We start from the raw sequence: 25,221 nt of genomic DNA on the forward strand, positions 1-25,221 counted from the left end.
GGCCTGGGTTCATTGATGTGAACCACACGATACGGGATTCCAGCCGCAGTTCACATTCTTGACATTGGTTCAGCGCGCTGGTTCAGTGACGGTCGTCACGGCGCCCGACCGGCGACCTCGACCCCCCTCGGACCCAGCCCGCGCTCCAGCCCTCGACCCAGGACGTGACCCGTGAACCGGTGGCGACGCGTCGCGCACCTCGTCCTCGTGGCGGTGGTGGCGCTGCTGGTGCTGGGCACCGCCGCGCCGGCGAGCGCGCACGCGACGCTGGTCGCCAGCGACCCGGCCGAGGGGGCGGTGCTGGAGTCCGCCCCCGAGCGCATCGGGCTCACCTTCGACGAGGCGGTCGCCGGCGTGCCCGACGGCGTCCAGGTCTTCGACGCCGAGGGCGAGTCGGTGGCGTCGTCCTCGTCGGTCAGCGGCAAGGAGCTGGCCGTCGAGCTCGGCGAGGACGTCGGCGACGGCACGCTCGTGGTGGTCTGGCGCGTCCTCTCCGAGGACGGGCACCCCATCAGCGGCTCCCTCAGCTTCTCCGTCGGCGCGCCCAGCGCCCGCGTCACGCCTCCGGCGCAGACCACGGCCACGGACGCCCCCTGGACCCTGGGCGCGGCCCGCGTCGTCGGCTACGTCGGGCTGCTGCTGACGGCGGGGCTCACGGTCTTCACGCTCCTCCTCCTGACCCCGGCGGTGCCGGCGGCGGCCCGCCGGCGGCCGGCACGCGTCGCCCGCCTCGGCGCCGTCGCGGCGGCGCTCGGCTGGCTGACCGGCCTCCCGCTCACCGTCGCCTACCAGGTCGGCGGCGGCCTCGACTCCCTCTCCCGGTCGGCGACCTGGTCGGCCCTCCCACCCACGGAGTACGGCGTGACGGCCGCGGTCGTCCTCGGCTCGGTCGTGGCGGTCGTGCTGCTCGGCCACGGGGCGCCCGGACGTGGACGCGGGCGGGCCGCGCTCGGGGCGGGCGCGGTGGCGCTCGCGGGGCCGGCCCTCACCGGCCACACCCGCGCGGCCAGCCCGGAGGCGCTGGCGGTCGCGGCGGACGCGCTGCACTTGGTGGCGGGCAGCGTCTGGCTCGGCGGGCTGGTGGGTCTCGCGCTGGTGCTCCCGGGGCTGACCGGGCGCGACGCCGCCGGGGGAGAGGTCCTGGCCCGCTTCTCCGGGGTGGCGGCCGGTGTCCTGGCGGCGTTGACCGTCACCGGTGTGCTGCTCGCCTGGCGCATCGTCGGTGCCTGGCGCCCGCTGGTCGACACCGACTACGGGCTGCTCCTGCTGGGCAAGGTCGCGCTCGTGCTGGTCGCGGTGGCGATCGCGGCGTGGAACCGCTTCGCCCTGCTGCCGCGCCTCCAGCGCGCGGTCAAGCGCCGCGACCGCGACAGCGGCAGCCGGCTGGTGGCGCGCTCGACGTTCGCCGAGGCCGGCGTGCTGCTGGCGGTGCTGCTGGTCACCGGCGTGCTGGTGGACGAGAGCCCGGAGCCCGAGGCCGCCGCCGCGAGCGCGGCCGACCCCACCCGCGGCGGCCCCCAGGTGGCGCCGCTGGACGACGTCACGGTGGAGGCCGAGCTCTCCCCGCAGGCCGTCGGACCCACCACGCTCACCCTCCGGCTGCGCGACTCCACCGGCGCGCCGGCGGTGTTCTACGAGCCGCCGCGGGCGCGGCTGTTCTCCGAGCAGGTCGACCTCGGGACCGTGCCGCTCACCTCGACGGTCGCCGGCACCCACACCGCGCAGCTCGTGCTGCCCTCGCCCGGGACCTGGCGGCTGCAGGTCTCGCTGCGCACCGGCGAGTTCGACAACCCCGTGACCTACCTGGAGTTCGTCGTCGGCGAGCCGTAGCCGCGGGAAGGGCAGCGCCCCTCGGGGCGTTGACCCGGGGTGAGGCTCTCGCTGCTGGACCGCTCCCGGACCCGGGCGGGACGTCCCGACGCCGAGGGGGTCACCGGCACCGTCGCACGCGCCGTCCACGCCGAGACGGTCGGCTACGAGCGGTTCTGGGTCGCGGAGCACCATGCCGTGCCCGGCATCGCGTCCGGCGCCCCCGCAGTGCTGCTGGCGGCGGTCGGCGCGGCCACCTCACGGATCCGCATCGGGTCCGGTGGCGTGATGCTGCCGCACCACCAGCCGTTCGTCGTGGCCGAGCAGTTCCGCGTGCTCGAGGCGCTGCACCCCGGTCGCGTCGACCTGGGGCTGGGCCGGTCCCTGGGCTTCACCGCGCCCGTCCGCCGCGCGCTGCGCCACGAGGCGGACGCGCCGGACACCTTCGAGGCCGACCTGCTCGAGCTGCGCGGTTACCTCGAGGGCACCGCGGCCCTGACCGTCCGACCTGCCACCGCGCCGGTGCCCATGCACGTGCTGGCCACCGGGCGCGGGCTGCGGCTGGCGGCCGGGCTGGGCCTGCCGGTGGTGCTGGGCGGCCCGATCCTGGACGACCCGGACGTCGGCGAGGCGCTGGCCGCCTACCGTCGGGACTTCCGACCCCACCGGGGCAGCGCCGCCGGCGTCACGGTCTCCCTGGACGTCACGGTGGCCGCCGACGACGCGACGGCCCGCGAGCTGGCGCTGCCGGAGGCCTGGGCCATGGCGCGCTCGCGGCAGACCGGCGAGTTCCCGCCCCTGGAGAGCCCACGAGACATCCGCTCGCAGCCCTGGCCCGACCAGGTACGCCGACGGGTGGATGCCTCCCTGGAGCGGGCCGTGGCGGGCGGGCCGGCCACCGTGCGCCGGGCGCTCGGGCGGCTCGCCGAGCGCACGCAGGCGGACGAGCTGATGGCCAGCACGTCGACGTACGACCGCGAGGCGCTGCTGGCCTCCGACGCGGCGCTGCGCGACCTCGTCGGGTGAGCCGCCTCAGCCCGTCGTGCGGCTCAGGGGCAGCCGGACCGTGAACGTGCTGCCCGCGCCCAGCGCCGAGTCCAGCAGGATCGACCCGCCGTGGCGCTGCACGATCCGGCGCACGATGCTCAGCCCGAGCCCGGTGCCCGGCAGGGCCAGGGCCTCGGGGTTGGTCGAGCGGAAGAACTCCGAGAACAGCTCCTCCTGGTCGTGCTTGCTGATGCCGTAGCCGGTGTCGTGGACCACCAGGCGCACGAAGCGCTCCGTCCGCGCGGTCGACACGGTGACGGTGCCGCCGGCGGGGGTGTACTTGACGGCGTTGCCGACCAGGTTGAGGGCCACCCGCTCGAGCTCGTCGCGGTCGCCGCTGATCAGCAGCGGTCCGGCGTACGGCAGCACCCGGAGGGTGACGCCCTTCTCCACCGCCAGCGGGCGGATCGAGGACGCGGCGTCGACGGCCGCCTGCTGCAGGTCGACGACGCCCGAGACGGTGGGGACGTCGGCGTCGGTGACCTGCTTGAGGGTGAGCAGGTCGTTGATGAGCGTCATCACGCGCTCGAGGTTGCGACCGATCACGCGGAAGCTCGACTCCGGGGCCGCGGCGGGGTCGTCCTCGACCAGCTCGAGGTGGCCCTTGATCGACGTCAGCGGGGTGCGCAGCTCGTGGGACACCGTCGAGATCAGGTCGCTCTTGTAGTGGTCGAGCGCCTCCAGCTGGCCCACGAGCACGTGCTCGCGCTCGAGCAGCCGGGCGTTGAGGACCGCCTGCCCGAGGTTGCGGGCGATCTGGCCGGCCGCCTGGACCTCGTGGGGGGAGAAGTCCGGACGACCCACGCGCCGTACGGCGATCAGGTAGCCCAGGCAGTCGGGTCCGGCGCCGAGAGGAGCGAGCAGCAGCGTCTGGGCGCCGAGCGGCCTCAGGTAGTCGGTGAGCGCCTCCTGCTGCGGTCCGGTCGGGTCCAGCCGGCGCGCCCGACGGGGCACCCAGCCGGCGCGCCCGCCCGCCACCTCGACCCGTTCGCCGGTCTCGAGGCGGGGCCGGGTGGGTGCCGCGGTGCGCCCGGTCAGGACGGGAGTGACCCGCGCCGCCGAGGAGTCCTCGATCCGCGCCAGGGCGATCTGCCCCTTGGCCCAGGCGTCCCGGGCGGAGCGCGCGACGATCTCGAGCAGCTCGTCCGGTGCGGGCCCGAGCTCGTCGGGGTAGCGGGCGCCGATGCCCGAGACCCGGTCGCCGTCCCCCAGCGCGCGCAGCCACAGGCTGTCGGCGCCGAGGGCCTCGGCGATCGGGTGGGCGCTGCTGCCGATGACGTGGGTGACCTCGAGCGAGCGCGTGGCGTTGCTGTGGATCGCCTCGACGGCGGCGGCCAGCCGGACCTGCTCCTCCAGGTCGGAGGCCCGGCGGGCGTTGTGCAGCGCGATGCCGGCGAGGTCGGAGTACATCTCCAGCAGCTCGCGGCGCGCCTGGTCCGGCCGCCTGCCGTCGACCGGCATGTCCACCGACAGCAGGCCGAGGAGCTCGCCCGCGGGGGAGCGCAGTGGTGAGCGCAGGGTGTCCTCGGGTCGCCATCGGTCGGGGTCCGGCTGCTCGTCCGTCTCCGGGTCCGCCGCGGGGAACCACCCCGTCGACACGTCCCCGAGCCGCTCGGCGGGGATGAACAGCAGGGAGCCCCATCGCTCGGCGAGGGCGAGCTCGTCCTCCATGGAGGCCAACGAGACCTCGTGGCCGAGGAGCTGCTCGCGGGCCTCGGCGCTGCCGGAGACCGCCGAGATGTGGAAGGTCAGGTCACGGGTGAGGTAGCTGATCGCCGCCACCTCGAAGCCCACGGCCTGCGCGACGCCCTCGGCCACCGCGTCGAGCACGGAGTCGACGTCGGCGCCGCCGTTGATGCGGCGCATGATCTGGTAGATCGGTCGGAGCTCTCCGACGTGTGCTCGGACCGGGCTCACGGCCACCTCCCCCACGAGCCGTCAGTCTCGCAGGTGGGCGGCGGTGCTCAAGAGACCGGCGTGGGGGCGTCCTTGTCCTGACCGTCGCGCTGCAGGCCGGGAGGCAGGTGGCCGGTCTGCTTGGCGAAGACGTGGGCGGCCTGGCGGGTGGCGAACATCCGGGCCAGCGCGATGAGCGTGCCGCTCACCGCGGCCCAGGTCACGGCCTCCCACACGTTGACGTCGGGATCGGCCGGGTTGGCCGGCGGGTTCTTGCCGGTCGCCGCCTTCCAGGACGCGTTGAGGCCCTTCTTCGCCATGGCGGCGGCGCCGAGGGCGGAGGCGAGCGAGACGGCGGAGAAGAGCTTGGAGCTGTCGGAGGCCATGCGGGGGCGGTACCCACGCGTGCCCGGTCCCATCCGGACCACGGAATCTCCCGCCGTCGAGCCGTCGTCTTTCCTAGGCTGGGCGGATGCAGATCGCCGTCCTGGGACCCGTCGAGGCGCGCGACGGCGACCGCGTGGTCGACCTCGGGACCCGGAGGCAGCGCGCCATCCTCGCGGCCCTGGCGGTCGCCGACGGCGGTCCCGTGCCGACGCCGACGGTCATCTCGCGCGTCTGGGGCGAGCACCCGCCGGCGGGGGCCCTGGCCACGCTGCACGGCTACGTCGCCGCCCTGCGTCGTGCCCTGGAGCCCGAGCGGGCTCCGCGCCAGTCGCCACGCCTGCTGGTCACCGTGGAGGGCGGCTACGCGCTGCACGTGGCGCGGTCCGACCGCGACGTCTCCGTGCTCGAGCGGGCGGTCGCCGAGGCCCGGTCGCTGCTTGGCGACGTGCCCGACCACCTGCGTCCACGGACGGGCGGCCGAGGTCCGGAGCCGCTCCTCGAGGCGCTGGGCCTCCTCGACCACGCGCTGGGTCTGTGGCGCGGCGAGCCCTACGTCGAGCTGGGCGACGACCCCACCGCGGTGGCCGAGCGCGCCCGCCTCGGAGACCTCCGTGCGGCGGGCGAGGAGCTCCGGGTGGTCGCCCGGCTGGGGCTCGGCGGGCACGCCGAGGTGGTGCCCGAGCTGACCCGGATGACCGTGGCCCACCCGCTGCACGAGCGGTGGTGGGCGCTGCTGGCGGTCGCCCTGGCCCGCAGCGGGCGTCAGGCGGACGCGCTCTCCGCACTGCAGTCGCTGCGCGCCCTGCTGGCCGACGAGCTCGGGGTCGACCCCAGCCAGGCGGTGCGCGAGCTGCACCTCGCGATCCTGCGCCAGGACCCCACGCTCGACTGGGCGGGTGGCGAGGCGGGCCGGCAGGCCCACGGCCTCGACCGGGCCGCGGTCGTCCGTCGCACCCGCTACCGCGAGTCCCCGCCCCTGCCCCGCTGGCCCCTGGCCGGTCGCGTCGCCGAGACCGCCCGCCTGCGCGAGGTGCTGGCCCAGGTCGCCGGCGGACGGCCCTACGTCGTGCTCCTCACGGGGGAGGCGGGCGTCGGCAAGTCGCGGCTGACCCAGGAGCTGTCGGCGCTCGCCTTCGAGCAGGGCTTCACCGTCGCGGTGGGTCAGTGCTCGGCCGACGGTCCGCCTCCGCTGTGGCCGTGGCGCTCGATCGCCGCGTCCCTGGGCGAGCAGCTCACGGACGCCCCCGACGTGCAGCGTCTCCTCGACACCGCCCCGGCCTCGGAGTTCGCCACCTGGGACGCCGTGGCCCGGGAGGTGTGCCGTACGGCGAGGCGCAGCCCGCTGCTCCTGGTCCTCGAGGACGTCCAGTGGGCCGACGAGCCCACGCGCCGCCTGCTGGTGCACCTGCAGTCCGTGGCCCGTCACGAGCCGCTCTGCGTGGTCGTCACCGCGCGCGTCGACGCCGTGACCGACCAGGCCCTGAGCGACCTCGCGGCCGAGCTGGCGCGCGGGCAGACGCTCCGCCTGGACCTGGCCGGGCTGGCCGAGGAGGACGCGGCGGCCCTGGTCCGGGCGGTGGCGGGCACCGCGGACCGCGACTCCGTGCGGACCCTGTGGGAGCGCGCCTCGGGCAACCCCTTCTTCCTGACCGAGCTCGCCCTCTCGGGCGGTGCGCTGTCGGGCTCGCTGGCCGACGTCGTGCTCAGCCGGTTGCGCGCCCTGCCGGACGCCACCGTGGCGATTCTCGAGGCCGCGGCGGTCGTCGACGTCGTGTTCGACCTGGACCTGCTCGCGCTCACCGTCGAGCGCACCCAGGGCGAGACCGTGGAGCTGCTCGGTCCCGCGATCGAGGCGGGCCTGGTCGTCGACGAGGGCCGCGTCGACGCCGCCTACCGCTTCGCGCACGGCGTCGTCCGGGAGACCCTCCACGAGCACCAGCCGCAGCAGGTCCGGGCCGGCTGGCACCGGGCGGTGAGCCGGGTGCTCGAGCGGCACAGCGGCCTGCGCCGTCCCGACCAGCGCGCCGTCCTCGCCCACCACTGGGAGCTCGCGGGCTACGGCCACGTCGGGGAGGCGTGGCGCTCGGTGCTGGTGGCCGCCGAGCAGGCACGGCTGGACGGCGCCTGCGACGAGGAGGCGCGGCTGCTGCGCCGCGCCGTGGGGTGGCAGGAGCTCGACCTCGGCAGCGGTGACGGTCAGCGCTTCGAGCTGCTGATGATGCTGGCCGACGCGTGCCGGTGGAGTGCCGACTGGAGCGGTGTCTCCGACGCGGTGGACGACGCCGTGGCGGTGGCCGAGCGCCTCGGGGACCCGGTGCTCGCGGCGCGCGCCGCGATCTCGACGATGGAGGGCGCGCTGTGGCAGGTGCGTCCCTTCGGGGTCGTGCACCGGCCGATCGTCGAGGCGCTGGAGCGCGCGCTCGCCGCGCTGCCGGAGGCCGAGCGCGGCCTGCGGTGCCGGGCCCAGCTGGCGCTGGCGATGGAGCTTTACTACGGCGGCGACGTCCAGCGCATCGACTCCCTCGTGGCGCAAGCGCTCGCCGTCGCCGGGCACCTCGAGCCGCGGCTGCGCGCGGTCGCCTACCTCGGCGCGTTCTCCGCGCGCTCCCGCGCGGACGCGATGCGGGACCGCGCCCACTACGTCGCCGCGGCGCGCGAGGCAGCGGACGCCGCGGGTGACACCCGCCTGCGGCTGCTGGTCGACGCGCTGGGCGTCTCGGTCGCGAGCGAGCTCGGAGACGCCGCCGAAGTGCGTGCCGCGCTGCCGCACCTGAGCGACCAGTGCCAGCGGCGAGGGCTGGCCACGGCCGAGGCGTTCCTGCGGGTGCTCGAGGTGCCGTGGCTGACCATGTGGGGCGACCTGGAGGCCGCCGACGCGTCCCTGGTCCGGCTCGGCGAGCTCGCCCAGCGGCTGCGGATGCCCAACCTGGTCGACGCGCTCACCGTGACGACGGCGGCGCGGCACATGCTGGCCGGCGAGTACGACGAGCTCATCGCGGCGATGGGCGCCCTCGTGGCGGACACCTCCATCCCGGCCGGCCCCGTGGCCGTGGTGGTGCTGCTGCGGGCGGGGCAGGTCGAGGCGGCCCGCGCCGTCCACGAGCAGCAGGGCGTCGACCTCTCCGAGGAGACCTTCGTCGGTCTGGTCTACGCCTGCCTGGCGTGCGAGATCGCGCTCGGCCTCGGGGACCGGGACCTCGCCGCCGCGGCGTACCCACTGGCCGCGCCGTACGCCGGCCGGATGTGCGCCGCGGGCAGCGCGGTGCCGATGGGACCGGTCGACGCCTTCCTGGCGTGGGGGGCGGTCGCGCTCGGGGACGACGAGGCGGCGTCGGCACACGCCGACGCCGCCGTCGCCCTCGCCCGCGAATGGGGGCTGGCGCGGGTGGAGTCCGAGGTGGTGCAGGTGCGGGAGCGCTACGCGGTCTGAGCGGCGCGGCGCCCGTCCGGTGCCAGGGCGACCAGCAGCTCGCGCACGGTGCGCCGGGGGCGCGCCCCCACGATCGAGAGCACCAGCTCGCCCGAGACGAAGACGAGCAGGGTCGGGAGGCCGGTCACCCGGTAGGCCGCGGCGGTCACGGGCTCCGCGTCCACGTCGAGGCGGACGAAGCTCATCCAGTCCAGCTCGGCGGCCAGCTCGTCCAGGACCGGCTCGAGCTGGCGGCACGGGCCGCACCAGTCGGCGTGGAAGTCGACGAGCACCGGGGTCACCGCGCCCAGCACGACGTCGCCGAAGTCGGCGTCGCCGACCCGGGCGACGACGCCGTTCACGCGCCCACGTCCTCGGGCACGAAGACGAACGCCGCGCGCTCCAGCCGGCCGAAGCGCGGTCGTCCCAGGCGGAGCAGGACCCGGAACGGGAGCCCGGCCTCGGCCAGGAGCGGTCGGCTGACCTCGTCCGGAAGCGCTTCGACGCACCACGGAAGGAGGCGAACGAGGTCCCCGGGTGCCAGCCCGCCGCGGAGCTCGGTGCGCTCGAGCTCGGCCCACTCCTCGCCGGGCACGTAGCGCTGGAGGATCTCGATCGCATCCTGCTCCTCGTGCCCGAGGTGGGCGCCGAGCTCGTCGCGGGCGCGCGCCAGGTCGGCGGCCAGGCCCGTCTGCGCCGTGGGGGAGGGGCCGGCGGCCAGCGAGGAGAAGCCGCTGCGCACCGCCTCCAGCAGCGGGTCGATGGTGGCGTGCTCGGCCTCCATCTCGTCGAGCACCCGGGCCGCGTCGAGGTCGCCCGCGGCCTCGACCTTGCCGCGCAGGAGTGGCCAGAGGTGCTCGTCCTCCTTGTGGTGGTGGTCGTGGAGCAGGCGGGCGAAGAGGTCCCACCGCTCGAGGAGGGCCCGCCAGGTGGCCCGCTCGTCCAGCGGGGTCAGCCGCGCGGCCGCGACGAAGCGGGCGAGGTCGCGCCGGAAGCCGTGGTGCAGCACGTACATCATCGACAGGTCGGCCGGGCCGGCCGGTGCGGCGGCCTGGCCGGGGAGGAGCGTGGTCACGGGTGGACTCCTTCGGAGGGTCGGTCGTGGTGCCGGGTGAGCACCTCGGGCAGGTGGAGCAGGTCCGCGCGGTCGGCGCGGCGGTAGGAGGGGGTGAGCACCGGCGCGAACGGCCGCAGCGCCCCCATGAGCCGGACGTGCGTGGTCGTCGTGACCTCGCAGTGCCGGTCGTCGACGGGCGTGACCCGGCGGGTGCCCCGGACGAGCACCGCGCCGGACCCGCCGTCGTACGACGCACTGAGGGGGGTGGTGCGTCGTACGACGGTCTCGGTGCGGAAGGTGAGCCCGGCGAAGCGGAGCTCCTCCCGCAGGATCTGGCCGGGGCGCGCGCGCCCCGGCGGCTCGCAGGTGAAGCGGAGGACCTGGGCCCGCCACTGGGGGTCGTTGCCCCAGTCGAGGACGAAGCCGGCCACGACGGCGGCGGGCAGCGGCACCCGCACCGAGGACTCGAACGTCGTCTCGCGCCCGGCGCTCATCGCCGCACCCGCACGGGACGCGAGGTCGCGGTCGCCGAGCCGTGCCCGGCCTTGCGGGCCGTGGCCCGGACGACCAGGGACCGGCCGCGGTCGGCCCGGACGACGCGGTGGGTGCGCCCGCGTCCCACGACCTTGCCGCCGCGCAGCCACTGCAGCAGCACCTGGGGACCCGGGACGTTCCAGGCGCCGGGAGCGGCCCGCAGCATGCGGCCCACCACGGCCTTGCCGGTGATGGTGGGGCGTCGGGTGTTGCGCACGGCCACCGGCGCCGGAGCGCTCAGCGGAGCCGGTGACCAGTGCGGCTCGGAGCCGCCGGGCAGGACGAGCGTGGAGGGGACGGTGCAGTCCAGCCCTCCGGAGCGGGTCCAGATGCCGTCGTCCTCCTGCCAGGCCAGCGACGCGTCGTCGGGGCCCCAGGTCGGGTTGGTGATGCCGGGGACCGACCCGATCTGGCAGGCGTCCTCGTCGCGGGGACGGGCGGGGGGCGGCCCGCTGGTGGCGTCGCCCACCACCCGGAACCACGCTAGGTAGGTCTCTCCGCCGTCCTCGAAGACCCCCGCGAGCAGCCGCCCGTCCCGGCTCAGCTCGGTGTTGCCGAAGTCGCCCGTCTCGGTCGAGAACCAGTGCTGCTGGCGTCCCCCGAGGTCGTGCAGGTTGACGTGGGAGCCGGCACCACCTGTCTGCAGGGTCCGGGAGCTGCCGACCCAGGAGGGGTCCCAGAAGAACGTCGAGCCGTGCTGCGCCGGGCTGGTCAGCCGGTCGGCGGCGGTGTAGCCCGTGGCCGAGCGGAAGCCGGTGCCCGGGCCCAGGTGCTTGGTGAACGTGTAGGCGATCCGCCGGCCGTCGGGGGAGATCGCCGCGTCGACCGGCATGCCGTCGATGCGGACGCCCATCGAGGTCGGCAGCGAGCCGGGGTCGATGCGGTTGAGGACGCGGCCCTGCTGGGTCATCCGCACGAGGTCCTGGTTGTAGGTGGCGACGACGGTGCCGGCGTCGGACTGTGTGGGGGAGCCGTAGGGGAACGCCGCGGTGCCGTCCTGGGTGAGCCGGCGCGCTCCGGAGCCGTCGCCGCGGGCGATCCACACGTCGTGGGAGCGGATGAACACGATCGTGCCGGCAGCAGTGCCTCTGCGTGCGGCCCCGGCGTCGGAGCCCGGCGCCGTGGCCGAGGAGGGGGTGGGCGAGGCGGTGAGCGCGGCCAGGGCCACGGCGCTCGCGAGGAGGGCGCGGGAGGTGCGGGACATCGGTGCTCCAGGGGGTCGGTTGCTGGTCGTCCCGACTCTGGACCTGCCCCCTGGGACCGCCCTGGGAGCCGAGTCCCAGCGCCGTCCCAGAGCCGTCCCAGCGCGCTCGCCCACGGTGAGGGCTCCTCCCACCAGAAAGAGACGGACCATGTCTGCACCTCCCACCCCCTCCCGCCGCGTCGCCCTGGCGCTGCTGGCCGGACTCCTGCCGCTCGCCGTCCTGCTCGGCCTGCTTCCCGCCTCCTCCGCCGTCGCCTCGGCGCCCGGCGGCGGCGGTGGCGAGCCGCCCCCGCTCGACGTCACCGTCACCAAGACCCAGGAGCCGCGCTACGGCGACGACCTGGTCTTCACCGTCCGTAGCAGCGGCAGCGAGCAGACCGCCACGGTCGTGCGTGGCGACGAGGTCCTCGCCTCCCAGGAGATGACCAACAGCATCGCCCACTTCGCGATCCCCACGCTCGGTCGCTTCCGGGCCGGGACCGAGTACCGGCTCAAGGTCTTCGTCGCCACCGAGACCTCGTCCGGTGAGAGCCAGCTGACGGTGAAGCCGTGGTACGTCGGCGCCCACGTCACCATCGCCAACCCCACGATCAGCTACAGCGCCCCGCTCTACGGAGACCTGGTCCCGGACCGCGAGACGGTGGTCGAGCCCGACGGGGGCACCATGGCGATGTTCCAGGGCGAGGCGGTGCGCAGCACCTACGTGATCCGTCGCGACGGCACCTTCGCACTACGCGACCTGAGCATGACGCCGGGCGTCTACCCGCAGGCCCACGTCTACTACTCCGGCGACGCGAGCTACGGCCCGACCTCGGTCGGCATGGGCTCGTTCCTGGGCGAGGTCACGGTCGTGAGGATGCCGACCACCACCTCGGCCGCCATCAGCGGCTCCGTGGTCAGCCAGGGCGACCCCGTCTCCGTCCTGGGCGCGGCGCGGTCCGCCGACCCCGGGACGGTGGCCGACGTGAAGGGCGACCTCGTCGTCTGGGCGGCACCGGCCGGCTCCCAGGACTTCACCGAGATCGCCCGCGCCGCCTACCCCGGCGGCAACCAGGCGCTCCCCGTGTCCCTGACCGGGTGGGCGGCGGGTCGGACCGGCACCTGGACGATCCGGGTCGGGCACTCCGGCACCGACATCTCGGCGCCGTCGGTTGCCGAGGACCTGCTGCTGACCGTCGACGCTCCCGGCGCCATGGCCACCACGACCGGTCTCACGCTCGACCGCGCGACCACGACGGCGTACGGCGCACCGGTCACCGCGACCGCGCGGGTGACCGCGGCCGACGGCAGCGTCCCCACCGGCGACGTCGCCTTCCTGGTCGGCGGCGCTCGCGTCGCGACCGTGCCCGTGCGCCCCGACGGCAGTGCCGTCGCGAGGATCCCCGCCGGCGCCGCCGGCACGCGCGCGGTGTCGGCGACCTACCTGGGGACGACCGGCCACGCGGCCTCGTCGAGCAGTGCGCTGCCCGTGCGGGTGGCCCGGGTCGGCTCCCGGACGGTCGTCACCTCGGCGAAGGCGCGGCACCGCAAGGTCCGGCTCGGCATCCAGGTCACCTCGACGGCGCCCGTCGCCGGCACGGTGCTCGTGCGCCTGGGCAGCAAGGTCGTCGCCCGAGGTGTGCTGAGGGCGTCCGCTCGCGGCCGGCTGGTGCTCGTGACCAAGCGGCTTCCGGCCGGACGGCGGACGCTCGTCGTCAGCTACGCCGGCTCACGCGACGTGGTGGCGTCCCGGTCCCGCGCGAAGGTCGTGCGGGTGCGCTGACCCGACTACGTCTCCTCAGAAGGCGGAGGAGGACACGAAGCGCTCGACCTCGATGCGGATGGCGACGCGGGTGGGGTTCTCCCGCGGCGTGCGGTAGCGGGCGGCGTACCGCTCGCACGCGCGGGCCACGGACGCCGGATCGCTCAGCACGGTGCCGTGACCCTCCAGGGTCGACCAGCGGCCGCCGTCGACCTGGCAGGTGGCGACGAGCCCGCCGCCTGCCAGGTTGCGGGCCTTGCGGGAGGCGTCGTTGGTGATGACCCAGGCGCACTGCTGCTCCACGTCCAGCGCCACGCCGACCGGGACGACGTGGGGCCGCCCGTCGGGCCGCAGCGTCGTGAGGGTGCACAGGTGTCGCTCGGTCCAGAAGTCCAGCAGCGGCTGGGGGAACGCGTCCCAGCCGGGTCGCCACGCGGTCATGCCCGAGAGCCTAGGGCCTGCGCGCGGCGCCGCGGCCTCAGCACGTCTCGACCCTCAGATCCAGCGCTTGAACCAGATCCGGTCGAGCCACTCCCCGCGGGTGAGGAGCTCGTTGGTGTAGATGGGCCAGAACCAGGCGAAGTTGACCAGCACCAGCACGAAGAAGGACCCCGCCACGACCACGCCCGCCGTCCGTCTCGAGGACGGCAGCCGGGAGGGCCCGATCAGCCGGCCCATCGTCAGGGTGATGGCCACGACGATGAACGGCAGCATCGCGACGGCGTAGAAGAGGAAGATCGGGCGGTCGTCGTAGCGCAGCCACGGCAGCCAGGTCGAGGCGGTGCCGACCACCGCGAAGCCGAAGCGCCAGTCGCGGGCGCCGACCCAGCGGACCACGGCGTAGAGCAGCGCCAGGATGCCGCCCCACCACAGCATCGGCGTCCCGAGCAGCAGCACCTGCCGCAGGCAGGTGCTGTCGGAGGGCGCCTGACAGCCGTCGGTGCCGGGGGCGATGTCGGTGTGGGCCGCGACCCCGACGGGCCGGTTGAGCAGCAGCCAGCCGGCCGGTTGCGAGCGGTAGGGGTGGTCGCTGCAGTTGAGGAAGTGGGTGTGGAAGGTGAACAGGTCCTGGTGGTAGCTCCACAGCGACCGCAGGGACTGCACCACCTCGCCAGGGCCTGTCGCGTCGGGCTGGGACGCGGTGGGCCAGCGGTCGTCGCCCAGGGTCGGCTCGTCGTCGCAGGTGGCCCCCTCGGCCACGAAGCGGGTGTACTGCGTGCTGGAGAGGTGCTCCTCGTACTCGCCCGCGTGCACGAGCCAGCCGGTCCAGGTGCCGACGTAGACCACGAACGCGACCAGGACCAGCTGCGCGAACGCCGGCAGCCCGTCGGCGACCGCCGAGCGCAGCAGCGGCCAGCGGACCCCGAACGAGCGGCGGGCGCCGGCGCTCCACAGCCAGACCATGACGCCGAACGCCGCCAGCGGCACGGCCGCGGTCCACTTGGTGCCGATGGCCAGGCCGAATAACACCCCGGCCAGCACCAGCCAGGGCCTCAGCAGCACCGGCCGGACGGGTCCCCACGAGGACCGGGCGAGCGGGCCGTCGACCGCGGCGGCCAGCCGGGCGCGGTACCAGTCGCGGTCGACCACCAGGCAGGTCACGGCGCAGAGCAGGAAGAACGCCAGGAAGATGTCGAGCAGCGCCAGCCGCGAGAGCACGAAGTGCAGCCCGTCGAGGCTGAGCAGCAGGCCGGCGACGCAGCCGAGGGCGGTCGAGCCGGTCAGGCGGCGTACGAGCCGGCACATCACGAGCACCATGAGCGCGCCGACGACGGCGGCCGAGACCCGCCAGCCGAACGGGTCCATGCCGAAGGCCTTCTCGCCCAGCGCGATGACCCACTTGCCGGCCTCGGGGTGGACGATCATCGAGGGGTCGTCGGTCCAGACGCCCGACGTCTTCCCGTCCAGGATCAGCTTGTCGGCGTCCTCGACGTACTCGCGCACGTAGCCGTGGTTGGCCATGGACCAGGCGTCCTTGGCGTAGTACGTCTCGTCGAACTCGAACTCCTTCGGCGTGCCGAGGTGCCACAGCCGCAGGAACAGCGCGAGCAGCGTGACGCCGAGCGCGGCGCCCCACGAGGTCAGCGGGTCGTCCAGGTCGCGACGACGACGGGCCCGCTCGCGTGCCGGCGGCACCGGGCGCCCGTCGGCGGTGGTGGACAGGCCCTCGCTCGGCGCGCGGTCCACGGTCGTCACGGGGCAGGACTCTACGTGCCGCGGTGGCATGATCGCCGCGTGACGAACGACGAGCGCGGACCCGGTGTGCTCGTGCTGGCCGCGACCCCGATCGGCCGGGTCGCGGACGCGCCGCCGCGCCTGTCGGAGGAGCTGGCCGGCGCCGACGTGGTCGCGGCCGAGGACACCCGGCGGCTCAAGCGCCTGACCTCCGACCTGGGCGTCACCGTCACCGGACGGGTGGTCTCCTACTTCGAGGGCAACGAGTCGGCGCGCACCCCCGTGCTGCTCGAGGCCCTGCTCGACGGCAAGCGGGTCCTCCTCGTCACCGACGCCGGCATGCCGAGCGTCTCGGACCCCGGCTACCGCCTGGTCGCCGCCGCGGTCGAGGCCGGGGTGCCGGTCACCGCCGTGCCGGGGCCCTCCGCGGTGCTGACGGCGCTCGCGGTGTCGGGGCTGCCGGTCGACCGCTTCTGCTTCGAGGGCTTCCTGCCGCGCAAGCAGGGGGAGCGGGGGCGCCGGCTGGCCTCGCTGGCGGGCGAGGAGCGCACGATGGTCTTCTTCGAGGCCCCCCACCGCACCGAGACGGCCCTGCGCGCGATGGCCGAGGCCTGGGGCGAGGACCGGGCCGCCGCCGTGTGCCGCGAGCTCACCAAGACCCACGAGGAGGTGCGCCGCGGTCCGCTCGGCGAGCTCGTGGCCTGGGCCGCCGAGGGCGTCCGCGGCGAGGTCACGATCGTCGTCCAGGGCGCCGACGGCGGACCGTCGGTGGCCTCCGACGAGACCAGCCTGCGCGACGCCGTGCGCGAGAGGGAGGATCGGGGCATGAACCGCAAGGACGCGATCGTCGAGGTCGCCAAGCTGGCCGGCGTGCCCAAGCGCGAGGTCTACAACCTGGTGCACGGCGCATGACGCGACGCATCCGCACGCTCACCCGCGACGGCCTGACCTTCGACGTCCTCGACGAGGGCCCGATCGAGGGCGACGTCGTCGTGCTGCTGCACGGCTTCCCCGAGCGCGCCACCTCCTGGCGCCACGTGGCGCCGCTGCTGCACGCCGCGGGGCTGCGCACGCTCGCGCTCGACCAGCGGGGCTACTCCGAGCGCGCCCGCCCCTCCGGGCGGCGTGCCTACCGGCTGACCGAGCTGGTCGACGACGTGGCCGCGCTCATCGAGCGGGTCGGGGGGTCGGTCCACGTGGTCGGGCACGACTGGGGCGCCGCCGTCGCCTGGGGGCTGGCCGCGCGCCGCCCGGTGCTCGTGCGCAGCCTCACCGCCGTGTCCGTGCCCCACCCCGCGGCGTTCCAGAAGGCCGTGCTGACCTCGCCGCAGGGGCTGCGGTCCTGGTACATGCTGCTGTTCCAGGCGCCGTACGTCGTGGAGCTCGCGGCGCGCCGCCGCGGCGGCCCCTTCGACCTGGGCCTGGCCTCGGCCGGGATGACCCGCGAGGAGGTCGCCCGCTGCCGCCGCGAGGTCGTCGACACGGGGGCACTCACGGGCGGGCTGTCGTGGTACCGCGCGATCCCCTTCGTCGACCGCGAGCTCGCCACCCAGCACACGACGGTCCCGACGACGTTCGTCTGGAGCGACGGCGACACCGCGATCGACCGGCGCGGCGCCGAGCTGACCGAGTCCTACGTCGACGCGCCGTACTCCTTCGTCGAGCTCGCCGGCGTCACCCACTGGATCCCGACCCAGGCGCCCGAGCAGCTGGCCAGCGCCGTGCTGGACCGCGTGTGGTCGGTGTGAGCGAGGAGCCCACCCGCAGCCGGGCCGCGACCGAGGAGCGGAGCGGCAGCCGCCGCGACCGGGAGCGCCCGCCGGCCCCCGAGCCGCTGCCGCACCCCGTCGTGGACAACCACTGCCACCTCGACATCGCCGACGGCGACTGGGTCCCGACGGCCGACGCGATCGCGGCGGCCGCGGCCGTCGGGGTGGCGCGCATCGTCCAGATCGGCTGCGACCTGCCCGGAGCCCGGTGGGCGGTGCGGGCGGCCGCCGAGCACGCGGCGCTCGTGGCCGGCGTCGCGCTGCACCCCAACGAGGCGCCCCGGCAGGCCGAGGCCGGCACGCTCGACGAGGCCCTGGCCGAGATCGAGTCGCTGGCGCGCACCCACGACAAGGTCCGGGCGATCGGGGAGACCGGGCTCGACCACTTCCGCACCGGCGAGGAGGGCCGCGCCGCGCAGGTCGAGTCCTTCCGCCGCCACATCGACCTCGCGAAGCGGCTCGACAAGACGCTCGTCATCCACGACCGCGACGCCCACGACGAGGTCCTCGCGGTGCTCGACGAGGAGGGCGTGCCCGACCGGTGGGTGATGCACTGCTTCTCCGGTGACGCCGGCTTCGCGCGCCGGTGCCTGGACCGGGGTGCCTATCTCTCCTTCGCCGGCACCGTGACGTTCAAGAACGCCCAGCCGCTGCGCGACGCCCTCGTCGTCGTGCCTGCCGACCGCGTCCTCGTCGAGACCGACGCGCCGTTCCTGACCCCGACGCCCTACCGCGGGCGCCCCAACGCCTCCTACCTCGTCCCGCTCACGATGCGCACCATGGCGGAGGTCCGCGGCGCGGACCTGGAGGCGCTCTGCGCCGCGGTCGACGCCAACACCGAGCGCGCCTTCGGCGGCGCCTGGTAGCCCCTGAGAGGGGGTTGGCGCGCCGAGATCTCGGTCACCCGGCGCCCCTGGAGGGACCGCGAGGGTTTGCCATCTGCACCGGCGCACTGTTGTTCTGGGTCGCAGACGGCCGGGATCGGGGAAGGATCCGGGCCAGCGTGCACCACCAGAAGCACCGCGCTGGCGCCCCGAGGACCGGAGAGGACGACGGTCGGAGCATCGTGACCCCCAGCACCACCAGCACCACGCCCAGCAGCACCCCCAGCACCAGGCGCAGCAGGTTCGGCGCCGTCCTGCGCAGCCGTCGCGTCCTCGTGACGCTCGCCGTCGTGGCCGCCCTGGCGGTCGTCGGTACGACGTACGGCTACGCCTCCCTCGGCACCACGCTGAGGGTCTCCGTCGACGGCCAGACCCGTGAGGTCACGGCGTTCGGCGACACCGTGGGAGAGGTCCTGGAGGCTGAGGGCATCGAGGTGGGGGAGCGTGACGTCGTCGTCCCGAGCCTCGACGAGGAGGTCGAGGACGGCAGCCTCGTGAGCGTCAAGTACGCCCGGCCGCTGCAGGTGGTCGTCGACGGCGTCGAGCAGACCCACTGGGTCACCGCCACGGACGTGACCTCCGCGCTCGGCGAGATCGGCATGAGCGTCACCCGCGACGCCGAGCTCTCGACCAGCCGCGGCGCCGAGATCGACCGGGACGGGCTCGAGCTGGAGGTCGTCACCGCCAAGCGGCTCACGTTCAAGGTCGCGGGCCGCAAGCCCGTCACCCGCCGGGTCACCGCGCTGACCGTCCAGGAGGCGCTCGGCGAGCTCGGCGTGCCCGTCCAGCGCACCGACCGGGCGAAGCCCGACTTCGGGACCGTCGTCAAGGACGGCGACCGGATCGTCTTCACCGACATCCGGGTCGTCCGCAAGAGCGTCAAGGGCGAGCCCCTCGACTTCTCCACGATCGAGCGCGAGGACGACTCCAGCGCCGAGGGCGAGACCTCCGTGGTCCGCGAGGGCCGCTCCGGCCTGCGCAACGTGACCTACCGCCTGGAGTACCGCAACGGCGAGCTGGTCGTGCGCAAGGTGCTGCGCCAGCAGGTGCTGCGCAAGCCGGTCGACGAGATCGTCGAGGTCGGCACCGCGTCGCCCATCGAGACCGGCAACACCGTCTGGGACGCGCTGGCCCGTTGCGAGTCCGGCGGCAACTGGTCCATCAACACCGGCAACGGCTACTACGGCGGCCTGCAGTTCAACGTCGGCACCTGGCAGGCCTACGGCGGCACCGGCCTCCCCAGCGACAACAGCCGCGAGACCCAGATCGCCGTGGCGACCCGGCTGCGCGACGCCACCGGCGGCTACGGCTCCTGGCCCGGCTGCGCGCGCAAGCTGGGGCTCCCCACCTGAGCCCGGGTCGCGGCCACTACCGTGGCCGTCATGTCTGACACCTCTGCCGGTCCGAGGCTTCTCGGGCCGGCAGAGGTGCGTCAGCTCGCTGCCCGCCTCGACCTGCGCCCCACCAAGCAGCGCGGGCAGAACTTCGTGATCGACCCCAACACCGTGCGTCGCATCGTGCGCGAGTCCGGCGTGGGGCCCGACGACGTGGTGGTGGAGGTCGGCCCCGGCCTGGGCTCGCTGACCCTCGGGCTGCTCGGCGTGGCCTCCCGCGTGGTGGCGATCGAGGTCGACGAGCTGCTCGCCGGGCTGCTGCCCGAGACCGTGGCGACGTACGCCCCCGAGCAGGCCGACCGCTTCGAGGTGCTGCTGGACGACGCCATGCGCATCGCCGCGCTGCCGGGTCCCGCGCCGACCGCGCTGGTCGCCAACCTGCCCTACAACGTCTCGGTGCCGGTCCTGCTGCACCTGCTCCAGCTCCTGCCCTCCCTCGAGCGGGGGCTGGTGATGGTCCAGGCCGAGGTCGCCGACCGGCTGGCCGCACCTCCGGGCTCCAAGGTCTACGGCGTCCCGTCGGTCAAGGCGGCCTGGTACGCCGACGTCCGCCGGGCCGGCGCCATCGGGCGCAACGTCTTCTGGCCGGCGCCCAACGTCGACTCCGGGCTCGTCGCCTGGACCCGCCGCGAGCCGCCGGCCACGTCGGCCAGTCGCGAGCAGGTGTTCTCGGTCGTCGACCTGGCGTTCGCCCACCGGCGCAAGGTCCTGCGCGGCGCCATCCGCCCCCTGGTCGGCTCCGCCGAGGAGGCCTCGGCCGTGCTGGAGCGCGCGGGCGTCGACCCCATGGCCCGGGGCGAGTCCCTGTCCGTCGTCGAGTTCGCCAGGATCGCCGAGGTGCTCCACCCGTGACCGCCATGACCACCCCGGGTGCGACGCCCGTGACCGTGCGCGCCGCCGCCAAGATCAACCTGCACCTCGGGGTCGGCGCCGCCCGCGAGGACGGCTTCCACCCGCTCACGACCGTCTACCAGGCGGTCGGTCTCTGCGACGACGTCACGGCCCGCGACGACGAGCCCGGCTGGGACCTGCGGCTGCAGGTGGCCGACTGGGTCGACGCCGGCGCGATCCCCGTCGACAGCGGCAACATCGTCACGCGCGCCGCGTCGCTGCTGGCGCGCCACCACGGCATCGCCGCCGACGGGCACCTGCTCATCGAGAAGGCCATCCCGGTCGCGGGCGGCCTGGCGGGCGGATCGGCCGACGCCGCCGCCGCGCTGGTCGCGCTGGACCGCCTCTGGGACGTGCAGACCAGCGACGAGGACCTGCTCGCGATCGCGGCCGAGCTGGGCAGCGACGTACCGTTCGCGCTGCTCGGAGGCACCGCGCTCGGCACCGGCCGCGGTGAGGTCGTCACGCCCCTGACCGACGCCGGCACCTGGTGGTGGGTCCTGGTGCCGAGCCTCGAGGGGATGTCGACCCCGGAGGTCTACGCGCACTTCGACAAGCTCTTCCCCGACGCCTCGCCCACCCCGCCGCCCGCCGATGAGCTCGTCGCCGCCGTCGCCTCGGGTGACGCGCACCGGCTGGCGCGGCTCCTGCGCAACGACCTGCAGGAGCCCGCGATCGACCTGCGGCCCGACCTCGGGCTGCTCCTCGACCAGGGCGAGGAGGAGGGCGCGCTGCGCGGCCTCGTCAGCGGCTCCGGCCCGACCTGCGTCTTCCTGTGCGAGTCCGCCGACCATGCCCGCGACCTCGCGGGCGCGATGATGCGCCTCGGGCACGGCATCGTCCTGGTCGCCAACGGTGCCGTGGCGGGCGCCCACGTCGTCGGAGGACACCATGGCTAACCTGCTGAACCTCGAGCGCGTCTCCAAGTCCTACGGCGTCCGGCCGCTGCTGACCGAGGTGTCGCTCGGCATCGGCGCCGGCCAGCGCATCGGCATCGTCGGTCGCAACGGCGACGGCAAGACCACGCTGCTCGAGGTGATGATGGGCCTCGAGGAGCCGGACGCCGGCCGGGTGTCGCGCCAGCGCGGCCTGCACGTCGGCTACCTGCACCAGGGCGACGAGCTGGTCGACACCCACACCGTCCGAGAGGCCGTGCTCGGCGGGCTCGCCGACCACGAGTGGGCCGCCGAGCAGCGCACCCGCGAGATCGTGGAGACCCTGCTCGCCGGGGTGTCCCTCGACCGTCCCGTGGTCGGGCTGTCCGGTGGCGAGCGGCGTCGCTGTTCGCTGGCCGCACTGCTGCTCGGCGACCACGACCTGATCGTGCTCGACGAGCCCACCAACCACCTCGACGTCGAGGCGGTCGCGTGGCTGGCCGCCCACCTCTCGGCGCGGGAGTCGGCGATGGTCGTCGTCACCCACGACCGGTGGTTCCTCGACGAGGTGTGCCAGTGGACCTGGGAGGTGCACGACGGCGTCGTCGACGCCTACGAGGGCGGCTACGCCTCGTTCGTGCTGGCCAAGGCCGAGCGCCAGCGCCAGGCCTCCGCGTCGGAGTCGCGACGCCAGAACCTCGTCCGCAAGGAGCTGGCCTGGCTGCGCCGCGGCCCGCCGGCCCGGACCTCCAAGCCGCAGTTCCGCATCGACGCCGCCAACGCGCTGATCGCCGACGTACCGCCGCCGCGGGACCGGCTGGAGCTGCAGCGGTTCGCCTCCCAGCGGCTCGGCAAGGACGTCGTCGACATCGAGGACGTCGACCTGGTGCGCGGCGACCGCACGCTGCTGTCGCACGCCACCTGGCGGCTCGGCCCGGGTGACCGGGTCGGCATCGTCGGGGTCAACGGCGCCGGCAAGACCTCCGTGCTGAGCCTGATCTCGGGGGACCTCGCCCCGCAGTCGGGCCGCGTCAAGCACGGTCGCACGATCGCGCTGAAGCACCTCTCGCAGCAGCTCGACGACCTCGACCCCACGGGTCGGGTGCTGGAGACCGTGGAGAAGGTCAGCCGCGTCACCCGCACCCGCGACGGCGAGATCACCGCCACCTCGATGCTGGAGCGCTTCGGCTTCACCGGCGACAAGCTCACCACCCGCATCGGCGACCTGTCCGGTGGCGAGCGACGCCGCTTCCAGCTGCTGCGGCTGCTGCTCGACGAGCCCAACGTGCTGCTGCTGGACGAGCCCACCAACGACCTGGACATCGACACCCTCAACGTCCTCGAGGACTTCCTCGACGGCTGGCCGGGCACGCTGATCGTGGTCTCCCACGACCGGTACTTCCTCGAGCGCGTCACCGACTCCGTCTGGGCGCTGCTCGGCGACGGCCAGATCTCGATGCTGCCGCGGGGCGTGGACGAGTACCTCGAGCGGCGTACGGCGGACCTCGCCGCAGCCGCGGCGCCCGCGGCGACGCCGGCCGCGGCGGGCGGGGGAGAGCCCAAGCGCAAGGTCGGGGGTGCCGAGGAGCGCACGGCCCGCAAGACGCTGGCCCGCCTCGAGAAGCAGCTGGCCCGCGTCAACGCCCGGGAGGCCGAGCTCAACGCCCTCATCGTCGAGCACGCCCAGGACTACACCCGCGTCGCCGAGCTCAGCGCCGAGCTCCGCACCCTCCTGGCCCAGAAGGACGACTTCGAGCTCGAGTGGCTCGAGGCCGCCGACATCCTCGAGGGCTGACTCCCCGCACCCCTGACGCTGCGCCACTCAGTGCCCCGTCGCCCCCTCGCGTGCCCGCTCGGGCAGCAGGAACGTCAGGGCGAAGGCGAGCGCCATGAACCCGGCGGCGAGCAGCATCGAGACGCCGGCGGCGTCTCGGTAGGCGCCGACCCGGGTCGCCGCGTCGCTGTGGGCCAGGACGTGGAGGAAGGCCGTGCCGAGCGCGGCGATGCCGAACGCGCCGCCGAGCTGCTGCACGGACGTGAGCACGCCCGAGGCCGAGCCGGACTCCTGGTCGTCCACGCCGGCCAGCACCAGGTCGAAGAACGGCGCCATGGTGAGTCCCATCCCCAGGCCGACCACCGCGAGCGCGGGCGCCATGGAGCCGATGCCCACGGAGTCGCCCGCCAGGCCCAGCGTGAGCACGAAGCCGCCGAACCCGGCCGCCGCGACGGCCTCGCCGATGTGCATCAGCCGGCGGCCGCCGAGCCGCGCCGTGAACGGCTCCGAGGCGACGAACCCCACGACCATCCCGACGGCCTGCGCGACGCCGGCGAGGCCGGCCTTGAGCGGGGAGTAGCCGAGGCCGAACTGCACGAAGAACGTGAAGGCGATGCTCATGCCCATCAGCGACCCGAAGAGCGCCATCCCGGTGACGATGCCGCCGGTGAACGCCCTCTTGCGGAACAGCGAGGGCGTCACCAGCGTGACCAGCCCCGCCCGGTCGCGGGCGACCTCGATCCGGGCCAGCAGCGCGAACCCGGCGACCCCGGCCGCGATCATCGCGAAGGTCCAGGCGGGCCAGCCGTGCTCCTGGCCCTGGATGAGCGGGTAGACCAGCAGGAACATCGACGTCGCGGCGATCGCGACGCTCGTGAGCTCGATGCGGATCGTGGGGTCGGGGCGCGAGGCGGGCAGCAGCCGGAGCCCGGCGACGAGGGCCACCAGGCCGATCGGCACGTTGATGGCGAAGATGGTCCGCCAGCCCCAGCCGAACAGGTCGGCGTCCACCAGGAACCCCGCGAGGATGGGGCCGCCGACGGCGGACAGCCCCATGACGGGGCCGAAGGTGCCGAAGGCCTTGCCCACCTCGTCCTCGGGGAACATCTCCTTGATCAGGCCGAGCCCCTGGGGCAGCATCACCGCGCCGACGAGCCCCTGCAGCACCCGGCTGCCGATCAGCATCTCGGGCGACTGCGCCAGCGCGCACACCAGGGAGAGCAGCGTGAAGCCGGCCATCCCCACGAGGAACATCCGGCGCCGCCCGAAGATGTCGCCCAGGCGCCCGCCGAGCAGCAGCCCGCTGGCCATGGCGAGCGTGTAGCCAGCCCCGAGCCACTGCACCAGCGTCTCTCCGCCGCCGAGGTCGGCGACGATCGTGGGTCCCGCGATCGAGGTGATGAGCGCGTCGAGGAGGTCCATGACCTCCGCGGCGAGCACGACGAACAGGGCGGGCCAGCGCAGCGCGTACGCCGCGCGGGCCAGGCCTCCGGTGCCGGCCGCGGCGGCCGCGGCCGACGGCTCGGGGGGAGTGGTGGACATGGTGGCTCCTGAGCTGACGAGGACGGCGAACACTGTTCGCACACGAGGACGAACAGTGTTCTACACGCGAACAGTGTTCGCGTCAACTAGGATGGGCGTGATGAGCCCGTCCCGCAGCCCGTCCCCTGCCCAGGTCCGCGCGCGCGCCGCGCGGCTGCGTCGACGTCCCACCCTCGGCCTGGAGGCGATCGTCGACGTCGCCCTGGAGATCGTGGACGCCGAGGGCGTCGAGGCGGTCTCCATGCGCCGCGTCGCCGCGGCGTTCGACTCCGGGCCGGCGAGCCTCTACGCCTACGTCGCCAACAAGGACGCGCTGCTCGGCCACGTGCTCCGGCGCGTGATCGACGAGATGGAGCTGCCCAGCGGGGGGACCTGGCAGGAGCGGCTGCGCTCCTGGGCGTACGAGTCCCGGGCCGTCATGGCGCGTCACGGCGACGTCGCCCGGCTCACCTTCGGCACGGTCCCGGTCACCGAGCGGGTGCTCGACGGCATCGAGACGAACCTGACCGCGATGATCGAGGCGGGGGTCCCCCCGCAGGTGGCGACGTGGGCCCTCGACATCCTCTCGCTCTACGTCGGCGCCGACGTCTTCGAGGGCTGGCTGATGTCCCAGCGCTTCGACGACGGCTCGGGACGCGACGCCGAGGAGATCGGGTCGGAGTACTTCGAGGCCGTCCAGCGGGAGTTCGCGGCGCTGCCTCCGGAGCGCTACCCCTACCTCGTGCGCCACCTCCCGCTGATGATGAACGGCGACAGCGACGCCCGGTTCGCGTTCGGCATCGACATGCTCATCGCGGGCTTCGCGGCGCAGATCCCCGCGCCGTCCTGACGTC

21 protein-coding genes are annotated in these 25,221 nt (G+C 74.6%); 12 read left to right on the plus strand and 9 right to left on the minus strand.

The genetic code is table 11. The features are described from left to right. Positions 1 to 171: 171 nt before the first annotated feature. Both E4622_RS16175 and E4622_RS16180 read left to right on the plus strand, forming a co-directional pair. Positions 172 to 1,830 carry a CopD family protein gene (locus E4622_RS16175; protein ID WP_245156066.1) on the plus strand — a complete coding sequence of 553 codons (1,659 nt, stop codon included), beginning with the start codon at positions 172 to 174 and terminating at the stop codon, positions 1,828 to 1,830. 39 nt (positions 1,831 to 1,869) lie between these two features. Continuing rightward, positions 1,870 to 2,835 (plus strand): MsnO8 family LLM class oxidoreductase, encoded by a 966-nt coding sequence (locus E4622_RS16180; RefSeq protein ID WP_134741230.1) that lies wholly within the window; start codon positions 1,870 to 1,872, stop codon positions 2,833 to 2,835. A gap of 6 nt (positions 2,836 to 2,841) precedes the next feature. On the opposite strand, the gene E4622_RS16185 is transcribed toward E4622_RS16180, so the two are convergent. Both E4622_RS16185 and E4622_RS16190 read right to left on the minus strand, forming a co-directional pair. Next, on the minus strand, positions 2,842 to 4,773 hold the full coding sequence (locus tag E4622_RS16185) for a GAF domain-containing sensor histidine kinase (RefSeq protein ID WP_134741231.1): 1,932 nt from the start codon (positions 4,771 to 4,773) through the stop codon (positions 2,842 to 2,844). Between the two features lie 47 nt (positions 4,774 to 4,820). Further along, positions 4,821 to 5,138 carry a DUF4235 domain-containing protein gene (locus tag E4622_RS16190; RefSeq protein ID WP_134741232.1) on the minus strand — a complete coding sequence of 106 codons (318 nt, stop codon included), beginning with the start codon at positions 5,136 to 5,138 and terminating at the stop codon, positions 4,821 to 4,823. Positions 5,139 to 5,224: 86 nt separating this feature from the next. Between E4622_RS16190 and E4622_RS16195 the strand changes: the two genes are divergently transcribed. Next, complete coding sequence (locus tag E4622_RS16195; protein WP_134741233.1) at positions 5,225 to 8,569, plus strand: BTAD domain-containing putative transcriptional regulator; 3,345 nt, start codon at positions 5,225 to 5,227, stop codon at positions 8,567 to 8,569. Here the strand turns inward: E4622_RS16195 and E4622_RS16200 are convergent. From E4622_RS16200 to E4622_RS16215, 4 genes are read right to left on the minus strand one after another with little or no spacing between them, the layout of a single operon-like run. Continuing rightward, the gene (locus tag E4622_RS16200; RefSeq protein ID WP_134741234.1) at positions 8,557 to 8,910 is read right to left on the minus strand and encodes a thioredoxin family protein; all 354 of its coding nucleotides are present in this window, start codon (positions 8,908 to 8,910) and stop codon (positions 8,557 to 8,559) included. The two genes, E4622_RS16195 and E4622_RS16200, sit on opposite strands and share 13 nt — an antisense overlap. Next, a complete protein-coding gene (locus tag E4622_RS16205) occupies positions 8,907 to 9,623 on the minus strand; it encodes a hemerythrin domain-containing protein (protein WP_134741235.1) in 717 nt (238 codons plus the stop codon). Before E4622_RS16205 ends, E4622_RS16200 begins: the two co-directional genes overlap by 4 nt. Further along, entirely contained in the window at positions 9,620 to 10,099 is a 480-nt protein-coding gene (locus E4622_RS16210; protein WP_134741236.1) for an SRPBCC family protein, read from the minus strand. The genes E4622_RS16205 and E4622_RS16210 overlap by 4 nt, the downstream gene beginning before the upstream one ends. Next, the gene (locus E4622_RS16215; RefSeq protein ID WP_167736118.1) at positions 10,096 to 11,343 is read right to left on the minus strand and encodes a hypothetical protein; all 1,248 of its coding nucleotides are present in this window, start codon (positions 11,341 to 11,343) and stop codon (positions 10,096 to 10,098) included. Before E4622_RS16215 ends, E4622_RS16210 begins: the two co-directional genes overlap by 4 nt. Positions 11,344 to 11,491: 148 nt before the next feature. Here E4622_RS16215 and E4622_RS16220 point away from each other — a divergent pair, with 148 nt between their 5' ends. Next, entirely contained in the window at positions 11,492 to 13,105 is a 1,614-nt protein-coding gene (locus E4622_RS16220; protein ID WP_167736119.1) for an Ig-like domain-containing protein, read from the plus strand. 15 nt (positions 13,106 to 13,120) lie between these two features. Here the strand turns inward: E4622_RS16220 and E4622_RS16225 are convergent, their stop codons facing one another. Together E4622_RS16225 and E4622_RS16230 are read right to left on the minus strand one after the other, a co-directional pair. Continuing rightward, on the minus strand, positions 13,121 to 13,525 hold the full coding sequence (locus E4622_RS16225; RefSeq protein ID WP_134741239.1) for a PPOX class F420-dependent oxidoreductase: 405 nt from the start codon (positions 13,523 to 13,525) through the stop codon (positions 13,121 to 13,123). 54 nt (positions 13,526 to 13,579) lie between these two features. Continuing rightward, the gene (locus E4622_RS16230) at positions 13,580 to 15,280 is read right to left on the minus strand and encodes a phospholipid carrier-dependent glycosyltransferase (protein WP_245156067.1); all 1,701 of its coding nucleotides are present in this window, start codon (positions 15,278 to 15,280) and stop codon (positions 13,580 to 13,582) included. A 39-nt stretch (positions 15,281 to 15,319) separates the two neighbouring features. Here E4622_RS16230 and rsmI point away from each other — a divergent pair, with 39 nt between their 5' ends. The 7 genes from rsmI to E4622_RS16270 all read left to right on the plus strand — a co-directional run bounded on the left by rsmI (position 15,320) and on the right by E4622_RS16270 (position 22,867). Next, a complete protein-coding gene (rsmI, locus tag E4622_RS16235; protein WP_167736120.1) occupies positions 15,320 to 16,171 on the plus strand; it encodes a 16S rRNA (cytidine(1402)-2'-O)-methyltransferase in 852 nt (283 codons plus the stop codon). Then, positions 16,168 to 17,007 carry an alpha/beta fold hydrolase gene (locus tag E4622_RS16240; RefSeq protein ID WP_134741241.1) on the plus strand — a complete coding sequence of 280 codons (840 nt, stop codon included), beginning with the start codon at positions 16,168 to 16,170 and terminating at the stop codon, positions 17,005 to 17,007. Before rsmI ends, E4622_RS16240 begins: the two co-directional genes overlap by 4 nt. Then, positions 17,004 to 17,894, plus strand: a complete 891-nt coding sequence (locus E4622_RS16245) for a TatD family hydrolase (protein WP_209021970.1) — start codon at positions 17,004 to 17,006, stop codon at positions 17,892 to 17,894. Before E4622_RS16240 ends, E4622_RS16245 begins: the two co-directional genes overlap by 4 nt. A gap of 200 nt (positions 17,895 to 18,094) precedes the next feature. Continuing rightward, the gene (locus tag E4622_RS23360; protein WP_280633769.1) at positions 18,095 to 19,264 is read left to right on the plus strand and encodes a resuscitation-promoting factor; all 1,170 of its coding nucleotides are present in this window, start codon (positions 18,095 to 18,097) and stop codon (positions 19,262 to 19,264) included. 30 nt (positions 19,265 to 19,294) lie between these two features. Beyond that, on the plus strand, positions 19,295 to 20,158 hold the full coding sequence (gene rsmA, locus E4622_RS16260; RefSeq protein ID WP_134741243.1) for a 16S rRNA (adenine(1518)-N(6)/adenine(1519)-N(6))-dimethyltransferase RsmA: 864 nt from the start codon (positions 19,295 to 19,297) through the stop codon (positions 20,156 to 20,158). Between the two features lie 5 nt (positions 20,159 to 20,163). Next, complete coding sequence (locus E4622_RS16265; RefSeq protein ID WP_134741475.1) at positions 20,164 to 21,096, plus strand: 4-(cytidine 5'-diphospho)-2-C-methyl-D-erythritol kinase; 933 nt, start codon at positions 20,164 to 20,166, stop codon at positions 21,094 to 21,096. Then, entirely contained in the window at positions 21,089 to 22,867 is a 1,779-nt protein-coding gene (locus E4622_RS16270) for an ABC-F family ATP-binding cassette domain-containing protein (RefSeq protein WP_134741244.1), read from the plus strand. Before E4622_RS16265 ends, E4622_RS16270 begins: the two co-directional genes overlap by 8 nt. Positions 22,868 to 22,894: 27 nt before the next feature. Here the strand turns inward: E4622_RS16270 and E4622_RS16275 are convergent, their stop codons facing one another. Beyond that, entirely contained in the window at positions 22,895 to 24,388 is a 1,494-nt protein-coding gene (locus tag E4622_RS16275; protein WP_134741245.1) for an MFS transporter, read from the minus strand. 100 nt (positions 24,389 to 24,488) lie between these two features. Between E4622_RS16275 and E4622_RS16280 the strand changes: the two genes are divergently transcribed. Next, positions 24,489 to 25,217, plus strand: coding sequence for a TetR/AcrR family transcriptional regulator C-terminal domain-containing protein (locus tag E4622_RS16280; protein ID WP_167736121.1), 729 nt, complete (start codon positions 24,489 to 24,491; stop codon positions 25,215 to 25,217). Positions 25,218 to 25,221 lie beyond the last annotated feature (4 nt).

It is taken from the genome of Nocardioides sp. 503 (genome assembly GCF_004522095.1).
In the GTDB taxonomy this organism is placed as follows: domain Bacteria; phylum Actinomycetota; class Actinomycetes; order Propionibacteriales; family Nocardioidaceae; genus Nocardioides.

Excerpts from the sequence above, each read along its gene's own strand:
- E4622_RS16280 (WP_167736121.1), top strand. The coding sequence starts at position 24,489 with ATGAGCCCGTCCCGCAGCCCGTCCCCTGCCCAGGTCCGCGCGCGCGCC.
- E4622_RS16195 (WP_134741233.1), top strand. The coding sequence starts at position 5,225 with ATGCAGATCGCCGTCCTGGGACCCGTCGAGGCGCGCGACGGCGACCGC.
- E4622_RS16270 (WP_134741244.1), top strand. The coding sequence starts at position 21,089 with ATGGCTAACCTGCTGAACCTCGAGCGCGTCTCCAAGTCCTACGGCGTC.
- E4622_RS16225 (WP_134741239.1), bottom strand. The coding sequence starts at position 13,525 with ATGACCGCGTGGCGACCCGGCTGGGACGCGTTCCCCCAGCCGCTGCTG.
- E4622_RS16275 (WP_134741245.1), bottom strand. The coding sequence starts at position 24,388 with ATGTCCACCACTCCCCCCGAGCCGTCGGCCGCGGCCGCCGCGGCCGGC.
- E4622_RS16220 (WP_167736119.1), top strand. The coding sequence starts at position 11,492 with ATGTCTGCACCTCCCACCCCCTCCCGCCGCGTCGCCCTGGCGCTGCTG.
- E4622_RS16210 (WP_134741236.1), bottom strand. The coding sequence starts at position 10,099 with ATGAGCGCCGGGCGCGAGACGACGTTCGAGTCCTCGGTGCGGGTGCCG.
- E4622_RS16190 (WP_134741232.1), bottom strand. The coding sequence starts at position 5,138 with ATGGCCTCCGACAGCTCCAAGCTCTTCTCCGCCGTCTCGCTCGCCTCC.
- E4622_RS16265 (WP_134741475.1), top strand. The coding sequence starts at position 20,164 with ATGACCACCCCGGGTGCGACGCCCGTGACCGTGCGCGCCGCCGCCAAG.
- E4622_RS16215 (WP_167736118.1), bottom strand. The coding sequence starts at position 11,343 with ATGTCCCGCACCTCCCGCGCCCTCCTCGCGAGCGCCGTGGCCCTGGCC.
- E4622_RS16240 (WP_134741241.1), top strand. The coding sequence starts at position 16,168 with ATGACGCGACGCATCCGCACGCTCACCCGCGACGGCCTGACCTTCGAC.
- rsmA (WP_134741243.1), top strand. The coding sequence starts at position 19,295 with ATGTCTGACACCTCTGCCGGTCCGAGGCTTCTCGGGCCGGCAGAGGTG.